The 20,022-nt window shown below is 53.3% G+C and carries 19 protein-coding genes, 1 tRNA gene and 1 other RNA gene; 10 read left to right on the top strand and 11 right to left on the bottom strand.

Annotation, left to right across the window (positions count from 1 at the left end; genetic code table 11):
• Window positions 1-2: 2 nt before the first annotated feature.
• The 3 genes from prmC to hemA are packed head-to-tail and all read right to left on the bottom strand — an operon-like array spanning window position 3 to window position 3,213.
• Complete coding sequence (gene prmC, locus LU196_RS15030; RefSeq protein WP_232759788.1) at window positions 3-833, bottom strand: peptide chain release factor N(5)-glutamine methyltransferase; 831 nt, start codon at window positions 831-833, stop codon at window positions 3-5.
• Window positions 833-1,915 carry a peptide chain release factor 1 gene (gene prfA, locus LU196_RS15025; RefSeq protein ID WP_232759787.1) on the bottom strand — a complete coding sequence of 361 codons (1,083 nt, stop codon included), beginning with the start codon at window positions 1,913-1,915 and terminating at the stop codon, window positions 833-835. The genes prmC and prfA overlap by 1 nt, the downstream gene beginning before the upstream one ends.
• A gap of 41 nt (window positions 1,916-1,956) precedes the next feature.
• A complete protein-coding gene (hemA, locus tag LU196_RS15020; RefSeq protein WP_232760086.1) occupies window positions 1,957-3,213 on the bottom strand; it encodes a glutamyl-tRNA reductase in 1,257 nt (418 codons plus the stop codon).
• A 216-nt stretch (window positions 3,214-3,429) separates the two neighbouring features.
• Between hemA and lolB the strand changes: the two genes are divergently transcribed.
• From lolB to LU196_RS15000, 4 genes are all read left to right on the top strand, one after another.
• On the top strand, window positions 3,430-4,053 hold the full coding sequence (lolB, locus tag LU196_RS15015) for a lipoprotein insertase outer membrane protein LolB (RefSeq protein WP_232760085.1): 624 nt from the start codon (window positions 3,430-3,432) through the stop codon (window positions 4,051-4,053).
• Entirely contained in the window at window positions 4,050-4,907 is an 858-nt protein-coding gene (gene ispE / locus LU196_RS15010) for a 4-(cytidine 5'-diphospho)-2-C-methyl-D-erythritol kinase (protein ID WP_232759786.1), read from the top strand. Before lolB ends, ispE begins: the two co-directional genes overlap by 4 nt.
• 134 nt (window positions 4,908-5,041) lie before the next feature.
• Complete coding sequence (prs, locus tag LU196_RS15005) at window positions 5,042-5,989, top strand: ribose-phosphate diphosphokinase (RefSeq protein ID WP_006118899.1); 948 nt, start codon at window positions 5,042-5,044, stop codon at window positions 5,987-5,989.
• Window positions 5,990-6,205: 216 nt separating this feature from the next.
• Window positions 6,206-7,375, top strand: a complete 1,170-nt coding sequence (locus tag LU196_RS15000; protein WP_232759785.1) for a GGDEF domain-containing protein — start codon at window positions 6,206-6,208, stop codon at window positions 7,373-7,375.
• Between the two features lie 2 nt (window positions 7,376-7,377).
• Here the strand turns inward: LU196_RS15000 and ychH are convergent, their stop codons facing one another.
• The gene (gene ychH / locus LU196_RS14995) at window positions 7,378-7,656 is read right to left on the bottom strand and encodes a stress-induced protein YchH (protein ID WP_232759784.1); all 279 of its coding nucleotides are present in this window, start codon (window positions 7,654-7,656) and stop codon (window positions 7,378-7,380) included.
• Between the two features lie 257 nt (window positions 7,657-7,913).
• Here ychH and pth point away from each other — a divergent pair, with 257 nt between their 5' ends.
• The 4 genes from pth (at window position 7,914) to gap (ending at window position 12,068) form a co-directional block, all read left to right on the top strand.
• The gene (pth, locus tag LU196_RS14990) at window positions 7,914-8,501 is read left to right on the top strand and encodes an aminoacyl-tRNA hydrolase (RefSeq protein WP_232778286.1); all 588 of its coding nucleotides are present in this window, start codon (window positions 7,914-7,916) and stop codon (window positions 8,499-8,501) included.
• 108 nt (window positions 8,502-8,609) lie between these two features.
• On the top strand, window positions 8,610-9,701 hold the full coding sequence (gene ychF, locus LU196_RS14985; RefSeq protein WP_232759782.1) for a redox-regulated ATPase YchF: 1,092 nt from the start codon (window positions 8,610-8,612) through the stop codon (window positions 9,699-9,701).
• A 297-nt stretch (window positions 9,702-9,998) separates the two neighbouring features.
• On the top strand, window positions 9,999-10,979 hold the full coding sequence (locus LU196_RS14980) for a GlxA family transcriptional regulator (protein WP_232759781.1): 981 nt from the start codon (window positions 9,999-10,001) through the stop codon (window positions 10,977-10,979).
• A gap of 78 nt (window positions 10,980-11,057) precedes the next feature.
• Window positions 11,058-12,068, top strand: a complete 1,011-nt coding sequence (gene gap, locus LU196_RS14975; protein ID WP_232760084.1) for a type I glyceraldehyde-3-phosphate dehydrogenase — start codon at window positions 11,058-11,060, stop codon at window positions 12,066-12,068.
• 79 nt (window positions 12,069-12,147) lie between these two features.
• On the opposite strand, the gene phoA is transcribed toward gap, so the two are convergent.
• The gene (gene phoA / locus LU196_RS14970; protein ID WP_232759780.1) at window positions 12,148-13,554 is read right to left on the bottom strand and encodes an alkaline phosphatase; all 1,407 of its coding nucleotides are present in this window, start codon (window positions 13,552-13,554) and stop codon (window positions 12,148-12,150) included.
• A 245-nt stretch (window positions 13,555-13,799) separates the two neighbouring features.
• Here phoA and LU196_RS14965 point away from each other — a divergent pair.
• Window positions 13,800-13,887: transfer RNA gene (locus LU196_RS14965), tRNA-Ser, on the top strand.
• 46 nt (window positions 13,888-13,933) lie between these two features.
• A non-coding RNA gene (locus LU196_RS14960) (RtT sRNA) lies at window positions 13,934-14,063 on the top strand.
• A gap of 286 nt (window positions 14,064-14,349) precedes the next feature.
• On the opposite strand, the gene LU196_RS14955 is transcribed toward LU196_RS14960, so the two are convergent.
• From LU196_RS14955 to LU196_RS14930, 6 genes are read right to left on the bottom strand one after another with little or no spacing between them, the layout of a single operon-like run.
• Window positions 14,350-15,180, bottom strand: a complete 831-nt coding sequence (locus LU196_RS14955) for a hypothetical protein (RefSeq protein ID WP_232759779.1) — start codon at window positions 15,178-15,180, stop codon at window positions 14,350-14,352.
• Between the two features lie 11 nt (window positions 15,181-15,191).
• On the bottom strand, window positions 15,192-15,707 hold the full coding sequence (locus LU196_RS14950; RefSeq protein WP_232759778.1) for a fimbrial protein: 516 nt from the start codon (window positions 15,705-15,707) through the stop codon (window positions 15,192-15,194).
• Window positions 15,708-15,716: 9 nt separating this feature from the next.
• Window positions 15,717-16,193: a fimbrial protein gene (locus LU196_RS14945; protein WP_232759777.1), complete on the bottom strand. Its 477-nt coding sequence runs from the start codon at window positions 16,191-16,193 to the stop codon at window positions 15,717-15,719.
• Window positions 16,190-16,666, bottom strand: coding sequence for a fimbrial protein (locus tag LU196_RS14940; protein WP_232759776.1), 477 nt, complete (start codon window positions 16,664-16,666; stop codon window positions 16,190-16,192). The genes LU196_RS14945 and LU196_RS14940 overlap by 4 nt, the downstream gene beginning before the upstream one ends.
• On the bottom strand, window positions 16,663-17,427 hold the full coding sequence (locus LU196_RS14935; protein ID WP_370641009.1) for a fimbria/pilus periplasmic chaperone: 765 nt from the start codon (window positions 17,425-17,427) through the stop codon (window positions 16,663-16,665). Before LU196_RS14935 ends, LU196_RS14940 begins: the two co-directional genes overlap by 4 nt.
• 11 nt (window positions 17,428-17,438) lie before the next feature.
• Window positions 17,439-19,967, bottom strand: coding sequence for a fimbria/pilus outer membrane usher protein (locus tag LU196_RS14930; RefSeq protein WP_232759775.1), 2,529 nt, complete (start codon window positions 19,965-19,967; stop codon window positions 17,439-17,441).
• Between the last annotated feature and the right edge of the window lie 55 nt (window positions 19,968-20,022).

Raw genomic sequence — 20,022 nt, 5'->3', positions numbered from 1 at the left:
TCCTAAATGTGTTGTCCCAGCGTCACTCGCGGGTTACCGCCGTAATCCTTGATGCTGTTTACCTGTTGCAAGCCCTGCACTGCCATGAGCTCGCGTACGGCGTCCTCTTGCTGCCAGCCGTGTTCAAGCAACAGCCATCCGCCCGGCGCCAGCCACTGAGAAGCGTGCTGGATAATAAAACGCAAGTCAGCCAGGCCCGCATCATCAGCGACCAGTGCGCTCAGCGGCTCAAAGCGCACGTCGCCCTGCTGCAGATGGCTATCTGCGGCATCAATATAGGGAGGGTTACTGACGATCATATCGAAACGCTGCGCGGGCAGCGCCGCAAACCAGTGGCTAAGATGAAAGGCAACGTTTGAGATATGCAGGCGTTCGGCGTTGTCCTGTGCCAGCTGCACGGCGGCGGCGATGCGATCGCATCCCGTCACCCAACAGTCGGGACGCTCGCTGGCGATGGCCAGCGCAATGGCGCCGGTACCGGTGCCCAAATCCAGTATGCGCGCGGATGACGCGGGCAAATGCTGAAGCGCCTGCTCCACCAGCACTTCGGTGTCGGGACGGGGGATCAGGGTTGCATCGCTAACCCGCAGCGGCAGCGACCAAAATTCACGCTCCCCCACCAGATGGGCGATAGGCTCGCCGCATGCGCGCCGCTCCACCAGCTGGGTAAGCTCTTCGGCCTGGTCAGCACGCAGTTCTGCGTCATCGAATGCCACCAGCCAACTGCGCGATTTGCCCGTGACAAAACTCAGTAAAATTTCGGCATCCCGCTTGGGGCTTTCACCGCCCGCCAGCCGCGTAATGGCCTGTTGTAACCCCTGCCGAATTTGCATTATTCCTGACCAGCCAGCGCGGCAAGCTGATCGGCTTGATACTCCTGCACGATCGGCTCAATCAGCGTATCCAGCTTGCCTTCCATGGTTTCGTCTAAGCGATAAAGCGTGAGGTTAATACGGTGATCCGTCACGCGACCCTGCGGAAAATTGTAGGTTCGAATGCGGTCGGAGCGATCGCCACTGCCGAGCAGATTCCGGCGCGTTGATGCTTCGGCGGCCTGTCGCTTGGCCATTTCAGCGGCGCGAATGCGCGCGCCCAGCACCGCCAAGGCTTTGGCTTTGTTTTTGTGTTGCGAACGCTCATCCTGACACTCCACCACAATGCCGGTGGGTAAGTGTGTAATGCGGATCGCCGAGTCGGTGGTGTTAACGTGCTGCCCGCCGGCGCCTGAAGAGCGGAAGGTGTCAATTTTTAAATCGCCCGCGTTGATATCCGGGAGCTCGGCTTCCGGCAACTCGGGCATCACGGCCACCGTGCAGGCGGACGTATGAATACGCCCCTGCGACTCCGTTTCCGGCACGCGCTGCACGCGATGCCCGCCCGACTCGAACTTCATGCGCCCATATACGCCTTCACCGGTGATGCGCGCAATCACTTCTTTGTAACCGCCATGCTCGCCCTCGTTGGCGCTCATGATCTCCACCTGCCAGCGGCGGCCTTCGGCATACCGGCTATACATGCGGAACAGATCGCCAGCAAAGATTGCCGCTTCATCGCCGCCGGTACCGGCGCGCACTTCCACAAAACAGGGCCGCTCATCGTCGGGATCTTTGGGTAACAGCAGCACTTGCAGCTGCTGCTCCAGCCCCTCACGCTTTTCGCGTGACAGCTTCAGCTCTTCCTGCGCCATATCGCGCATTTCAGGATCGTCGAGCAGCATCTCAGCGGTCTCCACATCCTCCTGCACCTGCTGCCATTCGCGGAAGCAACGGGTAACGTCGCTGAGCTGAGCATATTCGCGTGACAACGCGCGGAAACGGTCCTGATCGCCAATCACGCCGGCATCGCCCAATAACGCTTCGACTTCTTCATGGCGTTCCTGGAGCGCTTCCAGCTTGGCAATAATAGAGCTCTTCATGTAATAGCGGGTATCCCAGTGATAGATCGTGACAGACGAGATTACTCTAAACCGAGACTGTCACGTAAGATCTGCAGGCGTTCGCTGTCGCCATCGCGCGCGGCCTGCTGAAGTGATTTGGTGGGTGCGTGAATTAAACGATTCGTCAGCTTATGCGCGAACTCTTGCAGTACTTTTTCGGCGTCCGCGCCCTGACGCAAGGCGGCGAGCGCCCGCGCCTGTAATTCTGCGCGCACATCGTCTGCCTGTGCACGGTATTCTCGTATTGACTCGCCCGCGCTTTGGGCGCGCAGCCAAGCCATAAATTCGCCGCTCTCCTGCACAACAATGCTTTCTGCCTGCACCGCGGCCGCTTTGCGCTGCGCCATATTCTGCTCAATGATGGCTTGCAGATCGTCCACGCTGTAGAGGTAGGCGTTTGCCAGCTTACTCACTTCCGGCTCGACATCGCGCGGCACGGCGATGTCAACCAGCAGCATGGGCTTATTACGACGCGCTTTTAAGGCGCGTTCCACCATCCCTTTGCCAATGATCGGCAGCGGGCTGGCGGTAGAAGAGATAATAATGTCCGCATCCGCGAGGCGGGTTTCAATTTCCGCGAGGCCAATCACCTCAGCGCCCACTTCATCGCCGAGCAGCTGCGCGCGCTCGCGCGTGCGGTTGGCAATCATCAGCTTTTGCACCTGATGCTCGCGTAAATGGCGCGCCACCAGCTCAATGGTTTCGCCAGCGCCCACCAGCAGCACGTTCACGCTACTGAGAGATTCAAATATCTGGCGGGCCAGCGAGCAGGCTGCAAAGGCCACAGAGACGGCGCTGCTGCCGATTTCTGTTTCGGTACGCACGCGTTTCGCCACGGAGAAAGTCTTCTGGAACATCCGCTCCAGCTCGCTGCTCAGCGCCTGATCGCGCGACGAGTCGGCAAACGCTTTCTTAACTTGCCCTAAAATCTGGGGTTCGCCCAGCACCAGCGAGTCAAGCCCGCTGGCCACACGCATCAAATGACTCACCGCCGCATTGTCCTGATGCCAATACAGGCTATTACGCACATCGTCTTCGCGTAAACCGTGGTAATCGCACAACCAGCGCACCAGCTTTTCTTGCAAATCAGCCTGCTGCTCGACGCTCAGATAAAGTTCCGTGCGATTACAGGTGGAAAGCACCACGCCGCTCTGCACCATTGGCTGGGCAAGCAGACTCTCCAGCGCCTGCGTAAGCGTATCTGGCGCAAACGACACACGTTCACGCAGCGCAACAGGGGCAGTTTTGTGGTTGATTCCAAGTGCAAGCAAGGTCATGGCGATTCGGGTGGGGATGTCCCAGTGTTTGTCAGGTTTTGTGATGCGCATTCTACAAGATGCCACAGATCATGAAAAGCCATACAAAGGCTATGACTGTAATAAGATTAAACTGATCGTGCGCAATTTTACTGATATGCACATTGACGATAACGCCCGCTGTGGTTAGCGTTATCGGTTACGAATTAAAAACGTGTCTGAGGAGACGACCACGTGATGCATCTGCCCCCGCGCAACCTATTGCGCCTTTTACCGCTTGCCAGCGTTCTGCTGGTTGCCTGTAGCATCAACAAACCGCAAGGTCCGGGTCCCAGCACCAACGCACCGCAGTGGCAGCAGCATCAGCAGGCCGTTGCGAAAATTACCCACTACCAGACGCGCGGCGCCTTTGCCTACCTCTCCGATAAGCAAAAAGTCTATGCCCGCTTCAACTGGCAGCAGACCGCAAACGATCGCTATCGCCTGTTGCTGACCAATCCGCTGGGCAGCACCGAGCTCCAACTCGATGCCCAAGGCTCTGTGGTTCAGATCGTCGACAACAAAGGGAAACGTTACGTCAGCAATGACGCAGAGAAAATGATTTCTCAGCTGACGGGCATGGATATTCCGCTGGCAAACTTGCGTCAGTGGATGATGGGGCTGCCCGGCGACGCGACAGATTATCAGCTCAATAGCCAATATCAGCTGCAAAGCTTGAATTACAGCCGCGATGGCCAGCAGTGGAAAGTGAAGATCGCTGATTACGATAACAAGACCACCCCACCGCTGCCTGCCAACCTTGAGCTTACTGAAGGCGATCAGCGTATCAAGCTGCGCATGGATAGCTGGACCACCCAATGATCACCACGTGGCCTGCTCCTGCGAAACTGAACCTGTTTCTTTACATCACTGGCCGTCGTCCCGACGGCTACCACAATCTGCAGACGCTGTTTCAGTTTCTGGATTACGGCGACACGCTCACGATTGTGCCAGACAGGCGCGGTAGCGTGACGCTCACGACGGCGCTACCGGGCGTGAAGCCCGACGATAATTTGATCGTGCGCGCCGCCGAGGCGCTCAAGCGTGCGGCGGCCCTGCAAGGCACGCTGCCGGCGCAGGCCGGGGCGCAGATCGCCCTAACCAAACGCTTGCCAATGGGCGGCGGGCTGGGCGGCGGTTCGTCTGATGCCGCAACCGTGCTGGTGGCGCTCAATCACCTTTGGGCGTGCCAGCTTAGCGTGGATCAACTCGCCGAGATTGGCGTGACGCTGGGTGCCGACGTGCCCGTGTTTGTTTGTGGCCATGCGGCTTTTGCCGAAGGCGTTGGCGAGCAGCTGCAGCCGGCCGATCCCGCAGAGAAGTGGTATTTGGTGGCGCATCCCGGCGTCAGTATCGCCACACCGGATCTGTTCCGCGACGCCGATTTGACGCGTAATTCACCAATACGCACACTTGATGAACTGCTGCAGCGCCCTTTTCACAATGATTGCGAAGCGGTAGCAAGAAAACGTTTTCGCGAGGTTGATGCGCTGCTTTCCTGGCTGCTAGAATACGCGCCGTCGCGCCTGACAGGTACCGGAGCTTGTGTGTTTGCTGAATTTAACACCGAATCCGAAGCCCGTGAGGTGCTGGAGCTTGCCCCGAAATGGTGTAGTGGATTTGTAGCGCGCGGGCTAAATGTCTCGCCGCTGCAGCATACCCTTTCCGGGCTCTAAGCGTTTTGTGACAACGTCACCCTGTTCCAGACGCTGCACGAACGCATTAACACACCCGTATGAACAGCCCTAAAGTCTGCGCCGGTGACTTTTGAACTGTTCATTCTCTGGACGCCAAGCCTGAGGTTCCTCTCGTGCCTGATATGAAGCTATTTGCTGGTAACGCCACCCCGGAACTAGCACAACGTATTGCCAACCGCCTTTACACCAGTCTCGGAGACGCCGCCGTAGGCCGTTTCAGTGACGGTGAAGTCAGCGTACAAATTAATGAAAATGTACGTGGTGGTGATATTTTCATCATCCAGTCCACCTGTGCCCCCACCAACGATAACTTGATGGAGCTGGTTGTGATGGTCGACGCGCTGCGTCGGGCTTCTGCTGGTCGTATTACCGCGGTTATTCCTTACTTTGGCTACGCTCGCCAGGATCGTCGCGTTCGTTCTGCGCGCGTGCCGATCACCGCCAAAGTGGTTGCCGATTTTCTGTCCAGCGTGGGCGTTGACCGTGTTTTGACGGTTGATTTACATGCCGAGCAGATCCAGGGCTTCTTTGATGTCCCGGTTGATAACGTATTTGGTAGCCCAATTTTGCTGGAAGACATGCTGCAAATTGGTCTCGAAAATCCGATTGTGGTCTCCCCCGACATCGGTGGCGTGGTGCGCGCCCGCGCTATCGCCAAACTGTTAAACGATACGGATATGGCCATCATCGACAAGCGTCGTCCGCGCGCCAACGTATCACAGGTGATGCACATCATCGGTGACGTGGCCGGCCGTGACTGCGTTCTGGTTGACGATATGATCGATACGGGCGGAACGCTCTGCAAAGCAGCAGAAGCCCTTAAGGAGCGCGGTGCCAAGCGCGTATTCGCCTATGCCACGCACCCGATCTTCTCAGGCAACGCCGTGGAAAATCTGCGTAAATCAGTGATTGATCAGGTGATTGTTTGCGATACCATCCCGCTCTCTGAAGAGATGAAGTCGCTGCCGAACGTGCGCACGCTGACGCTGTCTGGCATGCTGGCGGAAGCCATTCGCCGCATCAGCAACGAAGAATCCATTTCTGCGATGTTCGAGCATTAATTCTTCACTAACCGGGCTAAACGCCCGGTTTTTTTCCGCCTGCAGCGCCATACTGCCTTCTATTTCACGCATTTCTCCACTTTTCTCACGATAAACGCCTGTGTATCTACTGCGACGCGCTGACCTTATCTTGTTTTCGTTTCTGTGCGGCGTGGCACTTTAGCCCTTAAGCAATTAGTGGTATTTTTCAGCACCTTTTTCCAGAGCGCCATCACGATGACTCTCGACATTTACACGCTGTTTGTTTGTGAGCTTTTTGTGCTGGGATTTTTGAGCATCATTATGGTGTTCGCCTGGATAGGGGCGCAGTACCATCCGGTATTGGGCTTCACGACTCTGACCCTGATATTGGCCTTTCTCTCTGTGCTGCTGAGCAGCTTACGCAGCAGCGGGCTTCAATTTATGCCGATTGCCGTGGGCAACGTCACGATGCTGCTTGCCTACGGCTGTTTACTGAATGCATTTCGCATGTTTTTTGCCAAACCGCTCGGATATGGTTGGTGCATGGGTGCCCTGCTTTGGGCGCTGCTCTGCGTGATCCCCGCGTTCTATTATCATCCGCCGGTGCGCGTATTGGTGATGTGCCTGCTCTGCATCTTGTATACAGGCGCCATTATTCAACTGCTACACCGTGGCCGCGTCGCGCTGCGGGCGACGTTTTGGCCTGCGCAAGTGCTGCTGTGTATTCATCTGTTGTTCCACGTCGCGCGCGTCTGGCTGGATAACGCGGTGCCTATCACAACGCCCGGTGCCATTGGCGGATCAAATTTTTCGGGTTATGTGATTCTGGAATCCATTTTCTTTGTTATTGGTTTGTCCTTTACGCTGCTGGCTATTGTCAACGAACGCGCGCAAATTGCCCATAAGAACGCCTCGCTGCACGATCCACTCACTTTAGTGTGGAACCGCCGCGCGCTGTTTGAGCAGGCTGACCAACTGATACTACGCCATGCGCGTCGTACGCCACCCTTCATCTACACCGCTGTTCTTTTCGATCTCGACCATTTCAAGAGCATCAATGACCGCTACGGGCACCAGCAGGGTGACCGCGTGCTGATTGATTTCTGCGCGGTCGTGAACCGATTGATTCCTAGCGGTGGACATTTTGCGCGGCTGGGCGGCGAGGAGTTTGCCGCGCTATTGCCAGGAGACGGTGAAGACGCACTGCGCGTATGTGAGCGCATTCGCGAGGAGACACAGCGCTCTGAGCCAGACAACATTCTTTATACGGTGAGCATTGGATTCGCCACCGCACACGCCACTGAGCAGCGTTTTACGGTGCTGCTGGCTTGGGCAGATGAGGCGCTTTACCGTGCCAAAGCTAGCGGTCGCAATCGCACTGAACGCCATGCTGCGCCTACTCGCCCGGGCGAAACCGCAACGTGAATTTAATGGCTACCGTGATGGTGGCGACGGCAGCGTTTATCACCATAGTGCCGTAGCCAATAATAACGGTCTTCTACTCGCTCGCGCCCGCTGACGCGCGCGCCCACCAGCCACATTAGTGCGCCAATGAAAATCGCGAACATGGCGCCTTGCGCCAAAAATTGCGGCCAGTTCACCGCAGGAAGCTGATTGATTATGGAATATCCCACGCCAGATACCATGACCATTAATCCGACACACATCAGTCCATTGCCCAGTAGGCGACACTGTTGATGTTTCATCTTGCACCCCCGTCTTTAACCCATCTCTTAAACAGCACGTAATGTTAACTTTTCATAAGTTTAGGCAATGGCTGCCGGTTAAGATGCGTAATGGATCACACATCGTGGACAATCTTTGCCGAAATTTACGCTTACGAGCTTGATTTCAATAGAAAATGAGTAATCACGCTCCGCCATCAGTTATTTCACCGCCCTTTGTCATCCCTGCACGCAGGCAGTAAACTAACGCCCTTTCACAGCAACGCAGGATAGAGATGGTGAGCAGCATTAAACTGATTGTCGGGTTGGCCAATCCAGGCGCTGAGTACGCCGCCACGCGCCACAACGCGGGCGCATGGTACGTTGACATGCTGGCCGGTCGTTATAATCAGCCATTAAAAGAGGAGCCAAAATTCTTTGGCTACACTGCCCGCCTCTCGCTGGCTGGCAATGATGTCCGCCTGCTGGTCCCGACCACCTTTATGAATCTCAGCGGCAAAGCCGTGGCGGCGATGGCGACTTTTTATCGCATTACCCCGGAAGAGATTTTGGTGGCGCATGATGAAATGGATTTGCCGCCTGGCGTAGCAAAACTTAAACAGGGCGGCGGACACGGCGGCCATAACGGCTTAAAAGACATCATCAATAAGTTGGCCAATAACAATAATTTCCATCGCTTGCGCGTGGGGATTGGCCATCCGGGCGATCGCAATAAAGTCACGGGTTTTGTGCTGGGTAAACCGCCAGCCAGCGAACAAAAGTTGATTGATGAGGCCGTGGATGAAGCCGTACGCTGCACCGAGCTGTGGCTGAAAGAGGACAAACTCAAGGCCATGAATCGCCTGCACGCGTTCAAGGCGGGCTAAGGCAATTCCCGCGCCGCAGAAAGCAATTCTGTGTATAATGCGCGAACTTTTTGAATCAGTGCGCGCTCATTTAACGCGTCACACACTCAGTGAGAAAGGTAATCAGACATGGGATTTAAATGCGGTATTGTGGGCCTGCCGAACGTCGGTAAATCCACCCTGTTCAACGCGCTGACCAAAGCGGGTATCGAAGCAGCCAACTTTCCGTTCTGCACCATCGAACCCAACACCGGCGTGGTGCCCATGCCCGATTTGCGTCTCGATCAGCTGAGCGAAATCGTTAAGCCGCAGCGCGTGGTGCCTACCACCATGGAGTTTGTGGATATCGCGGGTCTGGTGAAGGGCGCGTCGAAAGGCGAAGGCCTGGGCAACCAGTTTTTGACCAACATCCGTGAAACCGAAGCCATCGGTCACGTGGTGCGCTGCTTTGAAAATGACAATATCATTCATGTCTCAGGCAAGGTTAATCCTGCGGAAGATATTGACATTATCAATACTGAATTGGCCCTTTCTGATCTCGACACCTGCGAGCGCGCCATCCAGCGCTGCCAGAAGAAAGCCAAAGGCGGCGACAAAGATGCCAAAGCCGAGCTGGCGGCATTGGAGAAGTGCCTGCCGCACCTTGAAAACGCGGGCATGCTCCGTGCGCTGAAGCTGGACGCTGACGAGAAGGCCGCTATCCGCTACCTGAGCTTCTTAACGCTCAAGCCCACCATGTACATTGCGAACGTCAATGAAGATGGCTTCGAAAACAATCCGTATCTGGATCAGGTCCGCGCGATTGCCGAAGCAGAAGGTTCTGTTGTGGTACCGGTGTGTGCGGCGGTTGAGTCTGATATCGCTGAGCTGGATGATGAAGAGCGTGATGAGTTCATGGCGGAACTGGGGCTGGAAGAGCCCGGTCTTAACCGCGTGATCCGCGCGGGTTACGCGCTGCTTAATCTGCAGACCTATTTCACCGCCGGCGTAAAAGAAGTACGCGCGTGGACCATTCCTGTAGGCGCGACCGCCCCGCAGGCCGCCGGTAAAATCCATACCGATTTTGAAAAAGGCTTTATCCGCGCGCAAACCATCGCCTTTGATGATTTCATCGCTTATAAAGGCGAGCAAGGCGCGAAAGAAGCCGGCAAAATGCGCTCAGAAGGCAAAGACTACATCGTTAAAGATGGCGATGTGATGAACTTCTTGTTCAACGTCTAGTGCTTGTTTAGTGCGCACGCTCGCGCATTCACTGTGATGTCGATAAATCCACGCTGAGGCGTGGATTTTTTTATGCGCTCATCATACCGCCACTGCGTCACCGTTCGAATCGTCGCGAATGAAAGAGGGTCAACGTCGCCCCTCTCTTACCCGTATGTTACCGCGCGGCGATTTTTTTGTTCCTGCACTGTTGTCTGGTAAATCTGCATGTTTATTTTCTTGACGCCGCGCGATCGTGAAAGTCATCTTGTTGTGCAACAATAGTGGCACTTTTTGACTACAGGCACAGTTTACGCCATGCGATCGTTTTTACTGATTGTTCCTGAAGGCGGCATGCTGTTTGAAGCCGCGGGCATCGCCGACATTATCATGCGTGCCAACACGTATCTTTGCGCCCAAGACAGGGTGCCGCGTTATCAAGTCAAACTCGCCACGACGCAGTCTCATGCCGTGATCCATGGGCAATCAGGCTTGAATCTTCTCGCTGACCTCAAACTGGCCGAACTTGACCCGCGTACCGTTTGGGACACCGTTGTGATCGTAGGGCGCAGTCGTGATGCCGATGAAACGGCGCTCGTGGTGGATTTCCTTCGGCTCGCGGCGCCGCGTGCGCGTCGAGTGGTCTCGATCTGTGCCGGCGCCATGCTGCTCGCTGAAGCGGGCCTCTTAAACGGCCGACGCGCAACCTCACACTGGCAATTGCTGGATACGATGCAAACGCGCTTTCCAGACGTTCGCGTTGAGCGCGGCCCGCTGTTTGTTCAGGATGGTTCCGTCTGGACGTCAGGCGGGGTAAGTTCAGGTTTTGACTTAACGCTGGCGCTGATTGAGGCAGATTGCGGCTACAGCATCGCCCGCGACGTGGCTCAGGATATGGTGATGTATTTGCATCGCCCTGGCGGGCAAATGCAGTTCAGTCGTTATACCCCGCAGGCACCCGTGTCCGAAGGCCCGCTGGGCGATCTGCAGCGCTGGATTTACGCCCAGCTCGCAGAAGACCTTAGCGTGGAAGCCCTGGCCGCGCGGGTGGCGATGAGCCCGCGTAATTTCACCCGCGTTTTCACCCGCGAAGTGGGCACCTCGCCGGCTCGGTACGTGGCAGAGATCAGGCTTAATGCCGCACGTGAACGTTTGGAACAGACGCGTGATTCCGTGGCGCGTATTGCACGCGAAACCGGCTTTGCCACCAGCATTAATCTGCGACGCTGTTTTGAACGTCAGTTGCATCTTACGCCGGGCGAATATCGCCAGCGCTTCACGCGCCGAAAATTGGCCTAAAGTGATCGTTTTATGTCATTTACGCCAAATGACGGTGGGCTTAGTGTAGTGATCATCGCTTAGTGACTGGAGAGTATGATGATCAAACTTGGCATTAACGGCTTTGGCCGCATTGGACGTAACGTTTTACGCGCTGCTTTAGACAACGACGCGGTACAAATCGTCGCCATTAACGACCTCACTGACAGCAGCACCCTCGCCCACCTGTTGAAGCACGATTCGTTGTTGGGGCGTTTTCCCGGTGAAGTCACGTCCCATAACGGTGAGCTGCGCATCAATGGCAATGCAGTTCGCGTGTTTAGCGAACGCGATCCCGCAGATATCCCTTGGCGTGAGGTGGACGTGGATATCGTGATTGAAGCCACAGGCCTGTTTACGGATCGTGATAAGGCTGCGTTACACATTTCTCACGGGGGCGCGAAACGGGTCATCATCTCTGCGCCAGGTAAAAACGATGACCTCACTATTGTGATGGGCGTCAACGACCACCGATACGATCCCACGCTGCATACCGTTGTGAGCAACGGCAGCTGCACCACCAACGCATTGGCACCGGCTGCGCATGTCCTGCATCAGGCATTTGGTATTGATCATGGCTTAATGAACACCACGCACGCTTATACCAACAGCCAGGCGCTGCACGACCAGCCCGAAAAAGATTTGCGCGGGGCGCGCGCCGCTGCTCTCTCCATTGTCCCCTATTCCAGCGGGGCGGCGAAAGCGCTGGGACGCGTCATTCCTGCGTTAGAAGGCAGATTAACCGGTTATTCGCTGCGCGTGCCGGTGCCCCTGGTCTCGATCGTCGACTTAACCGTGACGCTTAACTGCGACGTTACGGCGGAACAGGTTAACGACGCCTTCAGAGCCGCTGCAGCGACCGGTGCGCTGAAAGGTATCTTGGGATACAGCGATGAACCGCTGGTGTCAGCTGATTATCAGGGTGATTCGCGTTCATCGATCATTGATGGACTCTCCACATTGGTGATTGGCGGTAATTTAGTGAAGATTCTTGCCTGGTATGACAACGAATGGGGATTTTCCCATCGCTTGGTGGATTTGGCGTGCCTGATGGATCAAAAGGGCATTTAACGTATGCTCCCTCGCGCCAGCACACACTGTGCTGGCGCAGGGCAGACGTTCGCAAAACGCCTCATTGCCTTGAGAAAAGCTATTTAATACCCATCGCTTCTTTCAACGTGAAAAACAGATCGGTTTGATCGGTTAGACCAACCACGTTTGCCGCATAAGGGCCATAGGCAGCAATGCGCAACTGCGAACCGGTATGCTCTTGCGACTCCGCTTCGGAATTCCCATAGCTCAGGGTCATCACAGCGCCATCCTTCGTATTAAGCGCCTGAGTAAGACCCGGTGCTTTCGTGCCATTTTCAACAATCTGGCTGCTGTGGGCGTGATCGGCGGTAACGACCACTAGCGTGTCACCATGCTCACGGGCAAAGGCAAGCGCCTGCTGTACGGCTTCATCAAGATCCACGGTTTCGCCAATTTGGCCACAGGGATTTGCCGCGTGATCTTGCTTATCTATCGACGCGCCTTCCACCTGCAGGAAGAAGCCCTTCTCATTGGTGCTCAGCAGATCGAGTGCTTTTTTGGTCATTTGCGCCAGTGTCGGCACCGAAGCAGGACGATCGTTATTCACTTCACACGTCACAACGGGCTTATCGATGTTGCCATGATAGCTCGCTTTCGGCCCCCGCCAGCGTACCGGCATATTGCCATCAGCAAACAGGCCAAGTACCGGTTTGCGTTGGTCAGCCTGCTGTAGCGCATTCATTTCGTCAAGGTTAGTCACCAGTTGATAACCCAACGCCTGAGCCTGTTCACGTAATGTTTTGCCCTGATATTCCCCTGCTTTCGCCTTTTCACTGAAAGACGTTGCGCCGCCGCCAAGCGTGACATCGGGGCGGGTTTTTAAGATTTGCTCGCTGATTGAGCCTTTACCGCCCTGCTCCAGCGCGTTGCTGGGACAAAGTTCAGTGGTTTTTTCAGGCCCATAGCATTTGCGCGAGGTAACGTGTGCCATCAGCGCGGCGGGCGTCGCATCCTGCAATTCAGCGGTAGAAACGTTGCCAGTGGCTTTGCCTGCCGCTTTTGCCAGCTCCAGGATTGTGCGCTGATCTCGGCCATTCACATCCACACCGATGGCACCATTATACGATTTGGTCCCCGTGGCCCACGCAGTAGCCGATGCCGCAGAATCCGTGACGTACGTGGGTTTATGCGTTTTCTTATCCAGTGAATAGTGGGTGTATTGGCCTGTCAACGGCAGCGCATCAATACCCGGAAAAAAGCCGCCTGCACCCATGGCCAGATTACGCGCTGCGGTAATTTCCGAATCTCCCATCCCGTCACCAATCAGCAAAATCACGTTTTTCGCTGGCGTATTTATTAATGAGGCTTTTAGCGCCTCGGTTTGATCGTGGCTTAAACGACGGGCGCCACCGTGTTCAGTGATATCGCCGCTTGCCGCGCGAGAATAAGGCGTCTCTTCGGCAATCGCCGACGCCGCCAGGAGTGAAGCCAGAAGTGAAACCGTACAAAGAGGTAAACGTTTCATTTATAACCATCCTTATTAATAAATTTGACTAAATGTTTCCGCGGGCAAGTCTGCGACAATGGGGTTTCACTTTTGTGACAAACAGAAGGTGGTTTGATGACATTACGTTCAGTTTGATGAGACTTGCATCAAGCTGGACAGAGGTTAAGCGAATAGAAAAAAAGGAGAAAATAGCGCTTGACCCTTTTGAGGTTACTCCCTATAGTAGCGCCCCGTTGACCCAGTGAGGTCGGCAAGAAAAATGTGGTGAGGTGTCCGAGTGGCTGAAGGAGCACGCCTGGAAAGTGTGTATACGGCAACGTATCGGGGGTTCGAATCCCCCTCTCACCGCCATATTTTGAAGAAGAGTCTGAACTTACGTTCAGACTTTTTTTTTGCCTGCGGCACCGCTGCGAGGGGGATGAGAAGCCCCGACCGGGTTCGACAACCGGCGACAGCCGGTTGGACAGCGGCGCCTGCGACGCTGCCCGCAGGGCGAGCATCGCGAGTCAATCCCCCTCTCACCGCCATATTTTGAAGAAGAGTCTGAACTTACGTTCAGACTTTTTTTTTGCCTGCGGCACCGCTGCGAGGGGGATGAGAAGCCCCGACCGGGTTCGACAACCGGCGACAGCCGGTTGGACAGCGGCGCCTGCGACGCTGCCCGCAGGGCGAGCATCGCGAGTCAATCCCCCCGCTATATTTTAAATAAAAGAATAAAAAGAGGCACTTCTGTGCCTCTTTTTATTTACGGCATATCGGGAAGGGATATTAATTCACTGCATCGATAATATGATTTAAATGAAAATAAATCACTTAAAGATAAGCAAGGAAAACTATTGCGTTCGCGCTGTAATTTCCCGCATCAGGAGGAGAGGATGAATTAAGCGTTGCCTTGAGAGTAAAGCTTTGCCGTTGGCTGTTTCCCGGAAGCGTAAATCTCACACCTGAGAAAGCATTTTGTTCATTTATTGTTAACGTCGCAAAAAAGGTTTCTTTGCTATCAAAGTAAATTCTTTCTCTCTGAAGTGTTGATTGTCCAAAAACCTTGATTGAACCGCGAAGTGTACACCAAACCTGACCAGTCACTTGTTTAAACACGCCGTTAACCGCATTCGCTGGTAAAGTGCCAAATGGAATCTGGGCAGGTAATTCCACATGACAAGATTGGTTAACGGGGGGTAACACACCACAGACGGAACCGGGCACCTGACGGGCTTGTAGCCTATTCGGTGTGGGTTTATCAATGTAAAAAAGGCCTACGCAACTTGCGTCTAAACTATCAACTCCGAAGGTTGCGGTATAAGGCACTCCTTTTTGCGCTTTCCATGCATCACTAACTTGTTTGAGTGTTCGGTATTGCTCAATGCGAATGCAATGACCTGCGCCACATGACCCGCTGAGTGAGGGTGCGTTTCGTGGATACAGGACATCCGGCCCTAAAGAACACGTTAGCCAGCCGTAACACGGATTTGGCGTGTTATTACTTTCCTCCCATTGTTGTATTTTTTGCGTCACCTTACCGTAACCTCCCCCAATAGAAACATAGGAGATTGGTTCAACAAAGGCGCCGGCGTAAGCCGTTTTTAGCGGGGCTAAAAATATCGCCAACATCATAGCCCTTGATAACAAAAAAAATTTTTTCATTATTGTCCCTGTTATTCGTATTCAAGGGTGAAAGTCGCGTTAGCCTGAAAAGCGCCTAAGCCGATAGTTCTATTTTGCAGCGCCAGCGGCTCTCCCTGGATAAAAGTTTTAAAAGTGAGGATATTGTCACCCGATACGACGTTCACAATACTTTTATCATTAATGGGCAGAAGCACGCCCTGGACGCTCTCAATCCCCAGCGCGACGCCCTTTGCCTGACTACCCGCGCTTAGCGCCAGGTAGCCTGGCAAGGCGGTATTGGCTTGCCCGCTGAACGTGATTTTAGTGTCTCTGCCCACTATCGGTTCACATTGTGTCAAACGAAGTAAAAATTCCCGCGCGGGCGTCCGTTGATACTGATACAAGAAACTATCGATAATTGAACCAAAATTAAGGTTAACCACTTCATCGCCAGGCGCAATGGTGCAAGGTTGTTTCACAAGCGCACCTCTAAATTGAAGGTTATCTTGAGCAGGGGTGGCAAGCGAAAACACCATTAATAGGAATGCAATAATAGAGTTCTTCATTTCGACCCTTTATAAATACTGTGCCAGAAGGGTAGCTGATGCAGTAAATTTCCCTTCAGTTAACGTTGATGCCGGGCGTGAAACCGGAACAGCTTCGAGGACAGGCGGAGCGCTAACGCTTAGCGGAACAAATTTATTCAGTTCAAAACGCTTCCCATTACTTAGAAGTCTTATGCCTAAATCAGCCTGACTGGTTTGCAGTGCGGTATTTTCAAAGCTTGTCGCATTGCCTTTTATGATTAATTTCAACACCAGTGGCGCCGGTGCAACGGGACAATTCAGTTGCCACGCGATAGTTTGTCGGTAATTCTCCCCGTCAATACGGTGGGTGGCTAGCTGCTCCCCAAAATTAACGTCAATAACGCCGCCGCCATTAATCGTACAAGCGGGTGGTTCGATTAAGGTTCCTGTGAAGCTCACTGGCACAGATACGGCAAAACTACTCGGTGTCCAAATAGCGATTAAGAAAAATAGATTCCTTTTCATACAAACTCAACTATTAGCGTAGCGTTTCCATTAAAGCCGCCAGGTTGCAGAGTGCTGCCCGACTTTTTTACGGGCACTGCATATAAATTGGGCGAATGAGGATAAATAAAATTAATCCACGCATTAATTGGAACGGAGGTATTCGTATCTTTAATAAGACGAATGCCCAAATTACTGTTGTTAGTGCTTAAAAGCGTGCTATCAAAGCTGCTGCCTGATCCCGAGAGCTTAAGACGCAACGCTGTCGCTGTGGCGTTGGCACAACTCAACGTAAACGGGATAGTCTTTTTATATTGTATGCCATCGATCTGTGTTGTATAGAGTTGATTGCCGAAATTCACACTTATTGGCCGACCTCCGTTAAGATCGCAGGTTGGGTTGATAATAGTTACCGTTAGCCGAACCGTTTTGGAGGGTTCTGCATAACCTTTTATCGCGTTTAATAGAAGTAATGCGACGATCCAGCGCATCATTTTATTTTCTCGCTATTATATTTTGCATCTTCCACTGGAGTGCAATTGTTTTCTTTGCATTGAAATTGCAACACCGGGCGGCCACCGTAATCATCGATATAGGTAAGTGCAGGCGCATTACCTAGCTTTGTCGCCGTAACATTAAGCACGGAACGGCTTTTTGGCGCGATCATGACAGGTTCAAAATCGCTGATCCCTTTTTCGCCTTTACGGCGCGACGCATCAACCAGCGTGATGAAATAACCTGTCGGATTATAGGCCGTATAACGTTCACCGTTTCGTTCTAAAACCAATTTATTTTGCCATGCTGTAGAGAGATGCGGTCGCTCTACGACAAGTGACTTTGGACGATAAAATACTTTGATGCGCGTTTGCAGCGCAATTTGTAGCGTATTGGGCTGATCGCTGCGCGGAGGTATTTCACGCAAGTTAAAATAAAAGAGGCTTTCTCTATCTTTTGCTAAACCGTTGACCGCAGGCAATGCCTGAACGCGTATTTGGCTGCTTTCACCGGGTTCAATACGCTGTATAGGCGGCAGCACCGTAAACGGCGTGGCAATCTTTTTCCCCTGCTCGTTCTCGATCCATCCTTGAGCTAAATAGGGTAATTCCTTGTTCTGATTACTCACATTGAGGCTAACGGCTTTCTCGCCTTCGTTATATATAATACGCGTGCGGTCCAACGCCACAGCTGCCAATGTATTCGCTAACGGCGCCAAAATAGTGACCAGCGCAAGCGATGCATAGGTAATCTTTTTCACGATTATCTCCTTTATGATGTAATAGCATTCTGCTTATTTTTATTCGTGGGCGTGCAAATTAAATCCAGCATGGCTTCGTGGGTAAAAGGTAATGTTTCAGGCAGAGTAATTTTGCAGGCGTCATTTTCACCCCATTCAACGAGCAGTTCCCCTTTAGGCATTAATCCGCTTAAATACACTTCCCCACTGTCCCCAACGAGCCCTGTTTGTTGGTGCCTGTGATTACGAACTTCTGCACCGAAAGGCAGTGGCGCGCCATCAGGCAGCGTTATTTTTGCCATACTTTGATCGCCAGCTAACACGCCAAACTTGCGGAAACCAATGGCCCCTTCGGTGAGCGTGGCATGTACCACTGAGCGAATGGCCTCGGTTTTGTCATCAAGCTTGTCCACGTCAATACTCGCTCGCGACGGCAAGAAACTGCTGACCTCGGTAATGACCGCTTTGCCCCACGCATTGCTGCGAACAGAAGTACCTGCACCACGGACCGGCACATTTGCCACACCATCTGTGTCGACCAACAGTCGGGTTGCGCCAGGGGTAGAGATGCGGTGCAGCGCGCCACCTTCCGCAGTCGCAGTTATGCCACCTTGGGCAGCAAAGCCTATTGAGGTATCTCCTCCACGCTGGGTACTGATATTGGCCGATAAATCCGCGCTGTCTGCCGCATGGGTAAAGTAGCTACTGAGGCTGGGTTTTTTATCTGAATATGCTGTACTTAATTGCCAGTTATCACGCTCATTGAGCCGTTGGAAATATCCCACACGATTTTCAACCTTATCATTCACAACTGACGTATTGTAATTAAGGGTGGAGTTTGTACCCCATGGCATTGAAAGAGAGAAAAAGACGCTGCTATCACGCACTTTATCAGAGGCATTATGATTGGCACCCAGCTGCATGCTGAGGTTTTTAAAACGGCCAATGTCCATGTAACGAGAGAGACTGGCTTCATAACGATCTTCGGAAGGCTTGTCCCACCAAGTTTGATGTGACCACCTAACCAACGCAGTGGTTTGCCACTCTGATAAAGCTTTGCTCAAGCTCAAGGTATAAAGTTGCTTGCTGTTGTTAATAATGCGCCCTGACTCCGCCGCGCTAAGGAAATCGTTCATCGAGAGATAACCTTGATCGGAAAAACGGTAGCCTGCGAACGTGATCTGACTGTTACTTTCCTCAAATCGCTTGGCGTAACTTAGTCTCACCGAAGCACCCTTCTGGTCTTTTATATTGCTAAACTGAGCGCGCGTCACCGTGGTATCGAGCGCCAATGCTCCCAGCGCCAATAAATCTCGCCCTATACCCGCCGTAAGAGATTGGTAAGGTTCACTCAATAGCGCCCCTCCCAATAATGACCAACCATTAGTGATGCCCCATGAAAACTCACCGGCGGAAAATGCGGGACCGTTAGTATGATGTTCAAGCGAAGAAGGCCTGCCCGCAGAGAGCATGTAGCGCACTTGCCCTGGGCGCGTTAAATAGGGAATTGAGGCTGTATCAACTTGATATTGCTGAATTGACCCGCCCTGCTCTTCGATGCGAACATCCAATTTTCCCGCCACGGCATCGCTCAGGTTTTGAATCCGGAACGGCCCTGGGGGGACTTGGGTTTCATATAACACGCGCCCCTGTTGGCTGATCGTGACTTTCGCATTGCTGCGCGCTACTCCCGTAATTTCTGGCGCGTAACCTCGCAGGCCCGGCGGAAGCATAGCTGTGTCGCTGGCCAAACTGGCCCCGGTAAAACGGAAATTATCGATTAGAGAAGAGTTGGAAACCGTTTCCCCCACGGTGAGTTTTGCACGCTGCTCAGGCAGCGCGCGCGTGGCATAAAAACTCGTCCAGTCAAATTGTTGCGACTTCGCTTGGTTTTTGGATGCTTGCTGATACCTGCCCTGCCAATTAGCCCGTAAACGCCACGGCCCCACATTGCCGCCGACCAAGCCGTTAGCGCTTGCCGCGTACTGTTTGCCAACTTTTTGCGTACGCTGCGCCTGGAGGTTGAGATTATAATCAGCAATAACGCCCGGAATACCGTTGTCCCAGCGAGAGGGCGGCTCCCAGGTGTCTGATTGATACTCAAGCCACTCTGTGGGGATGCCAATAACTAACATTTGATTGCGCATCTGCGCAGCAACACTCATGCCCGGTATTGAGCGCGTATCTAAACACTGCCCCTGACGATGCCATTGTAATTCCTCGCGCCGTCCCGATTTAATGGCAAATTGCGCAACGATCTGCGGCGTGAGACAGGCTTCACTTGTCTCACCGTTTGAGTCTTGGGAATAAAAAGTAATGTTCTGCTCAGGCAGATCTCGCCGATTGAGTTTGATAATCAGAGGATAGCTGCCCGGCACGACGTAACCCGGCTTGGAAAAATTGCTCAGATTAATATTTTCGCGATCGTTGACGTCCAAAATATCGGTATTAAATTGGACATCATTAGCCAGGGCAGTTGAGAAAAATAACATAAAAAACTCGGCCACAATTATCCTGCTTGCGAACCGGCTTTTAACCAAAAGTAAGTTGCATATTTTCATCACTGCTTCCTGAAAAATTATTCTCTAACGCATCCGTCACTGCTGAATAAATTCC

The sequence above is a fragment of the Pantoea sp. Mb-10 genome, assembly GCF_021272205.1.
Classification (GTDB): Bacteria; Pseudomonadota; Gammaproteobacteria; order Enterobacterales; family Enterobacteriaceae; genus Pantoea.
Note: the sequence above shows the minus strand (reverse complement) of the source record. Positions and strands in the feature narration are given on the sequence as shown.

Bases quoted from the DNA above. Each gene is read 5' to 3' on its own strand.
- prmC (WP_232759788.1), bottom strand. From the start codon at position 833: ATGCAAATTCGGCAGGGGTTACAACAGGCCATTACGCGGCTGGCGGGC.
- prfA (WP_232759787.1), bottom strand. From the start codon at position 1,915: ATGAAGAGCTCTATTATTGCCAAGCTGGAAGCGCTCCAGGAACGCCAT.
- hemA (WP_232760086.1), bottom strand. From the start codon at position 3,213: ATGACCTTGCTTGCACTTGGAATCAACCACAAAACTGCCCCTGTTGCG.
- lolB (WP_232760085.1), top strand. From the start codon at position 3,430: ATGCATCTGCCCCCGCGCAACCTATTGCGCCTTTTACCGCTTGCCAGC.
- ispE (WP_232759786.1), top strand. From the start codon at position 4,050: ATGATCACCACGTGGCCTGCTCCTGCGAAACTGAACCTGTTTCTTTAC.
- LU196_RS15000 (WP_232759785.1), top strand. From the start codon at position 6,206: ATGACTCTCGACATTTACACGCTGTTTGTTTGTGAGCTTTTTGTGCTG.
- ychH (WP_232759784.1), bottom strand. From the start codon at position 7,656: ATGAAACATCAACAGTGTCGCCTACTGGGCAATGGACTGATGTGTGTC.
- ychF (WP_232759782.1), top strand. From the start codon at position 8,610: ATGGGATTTAAATGCGGTATTGTGGGCCTGCCGAACGTCGGTAAATCC.
- LU196_RS14980 (WP_232759781.1), top strand. From the start codon at position 9,999: ATGCGATCGTTTTTACTGATTGTTCCTGAAGGCGGCATGCTGTTTGAA.
- gap (WP_232760084.1), top strand. From the start codon at position 11,058: ATGATCAAACTTGGCATTAACGGCTTTGGCCGCATTGGACGTAACGTT.
- phoA (WP_232759780.1), bottom strand. From the start codon at position 13,554: ATGAAACGTTTACCTCTTTGTACGGTTTCACTTCTGGCTTCACTCCTG.
- LU196_RS14955 (WP_232759779.1), bottom strand. From the start codon at position 15,180: ATGAAAAAATTTTTTTTGTTATCAAGGGCTATGATGTTGGCGATATTT.
- LU196_RS14950 (WP_232759778.1), bottom strand. From the start codon at position 15,707: ATGAAGAACTCTATTATTGCATTCCTATTAATGGTGTTTTCGCTTGCC.
- LU196_RS14945 (WP_232759777.1), bottom strand. From the start codon at position 16,193: ATGAAAAGGAATCTATTTTTCTTAATCGCTATTTGGACACCGAGTAGT.
- LU196_RS14940 (WP_232759776.1), bottom strand. From the start codon at position 16,666: ATGATGCGCTGGATCGTCGCATTACTTCTATTAAACGCGATAAAAGGT.
- LU196_RS14930 (WP_232759775.1), bottom strand. From the start codon at position 19,967: ATGAAAATATGCAACTTACTTTTGGTTAAAAGCCGGTTCGCAAGCAGG.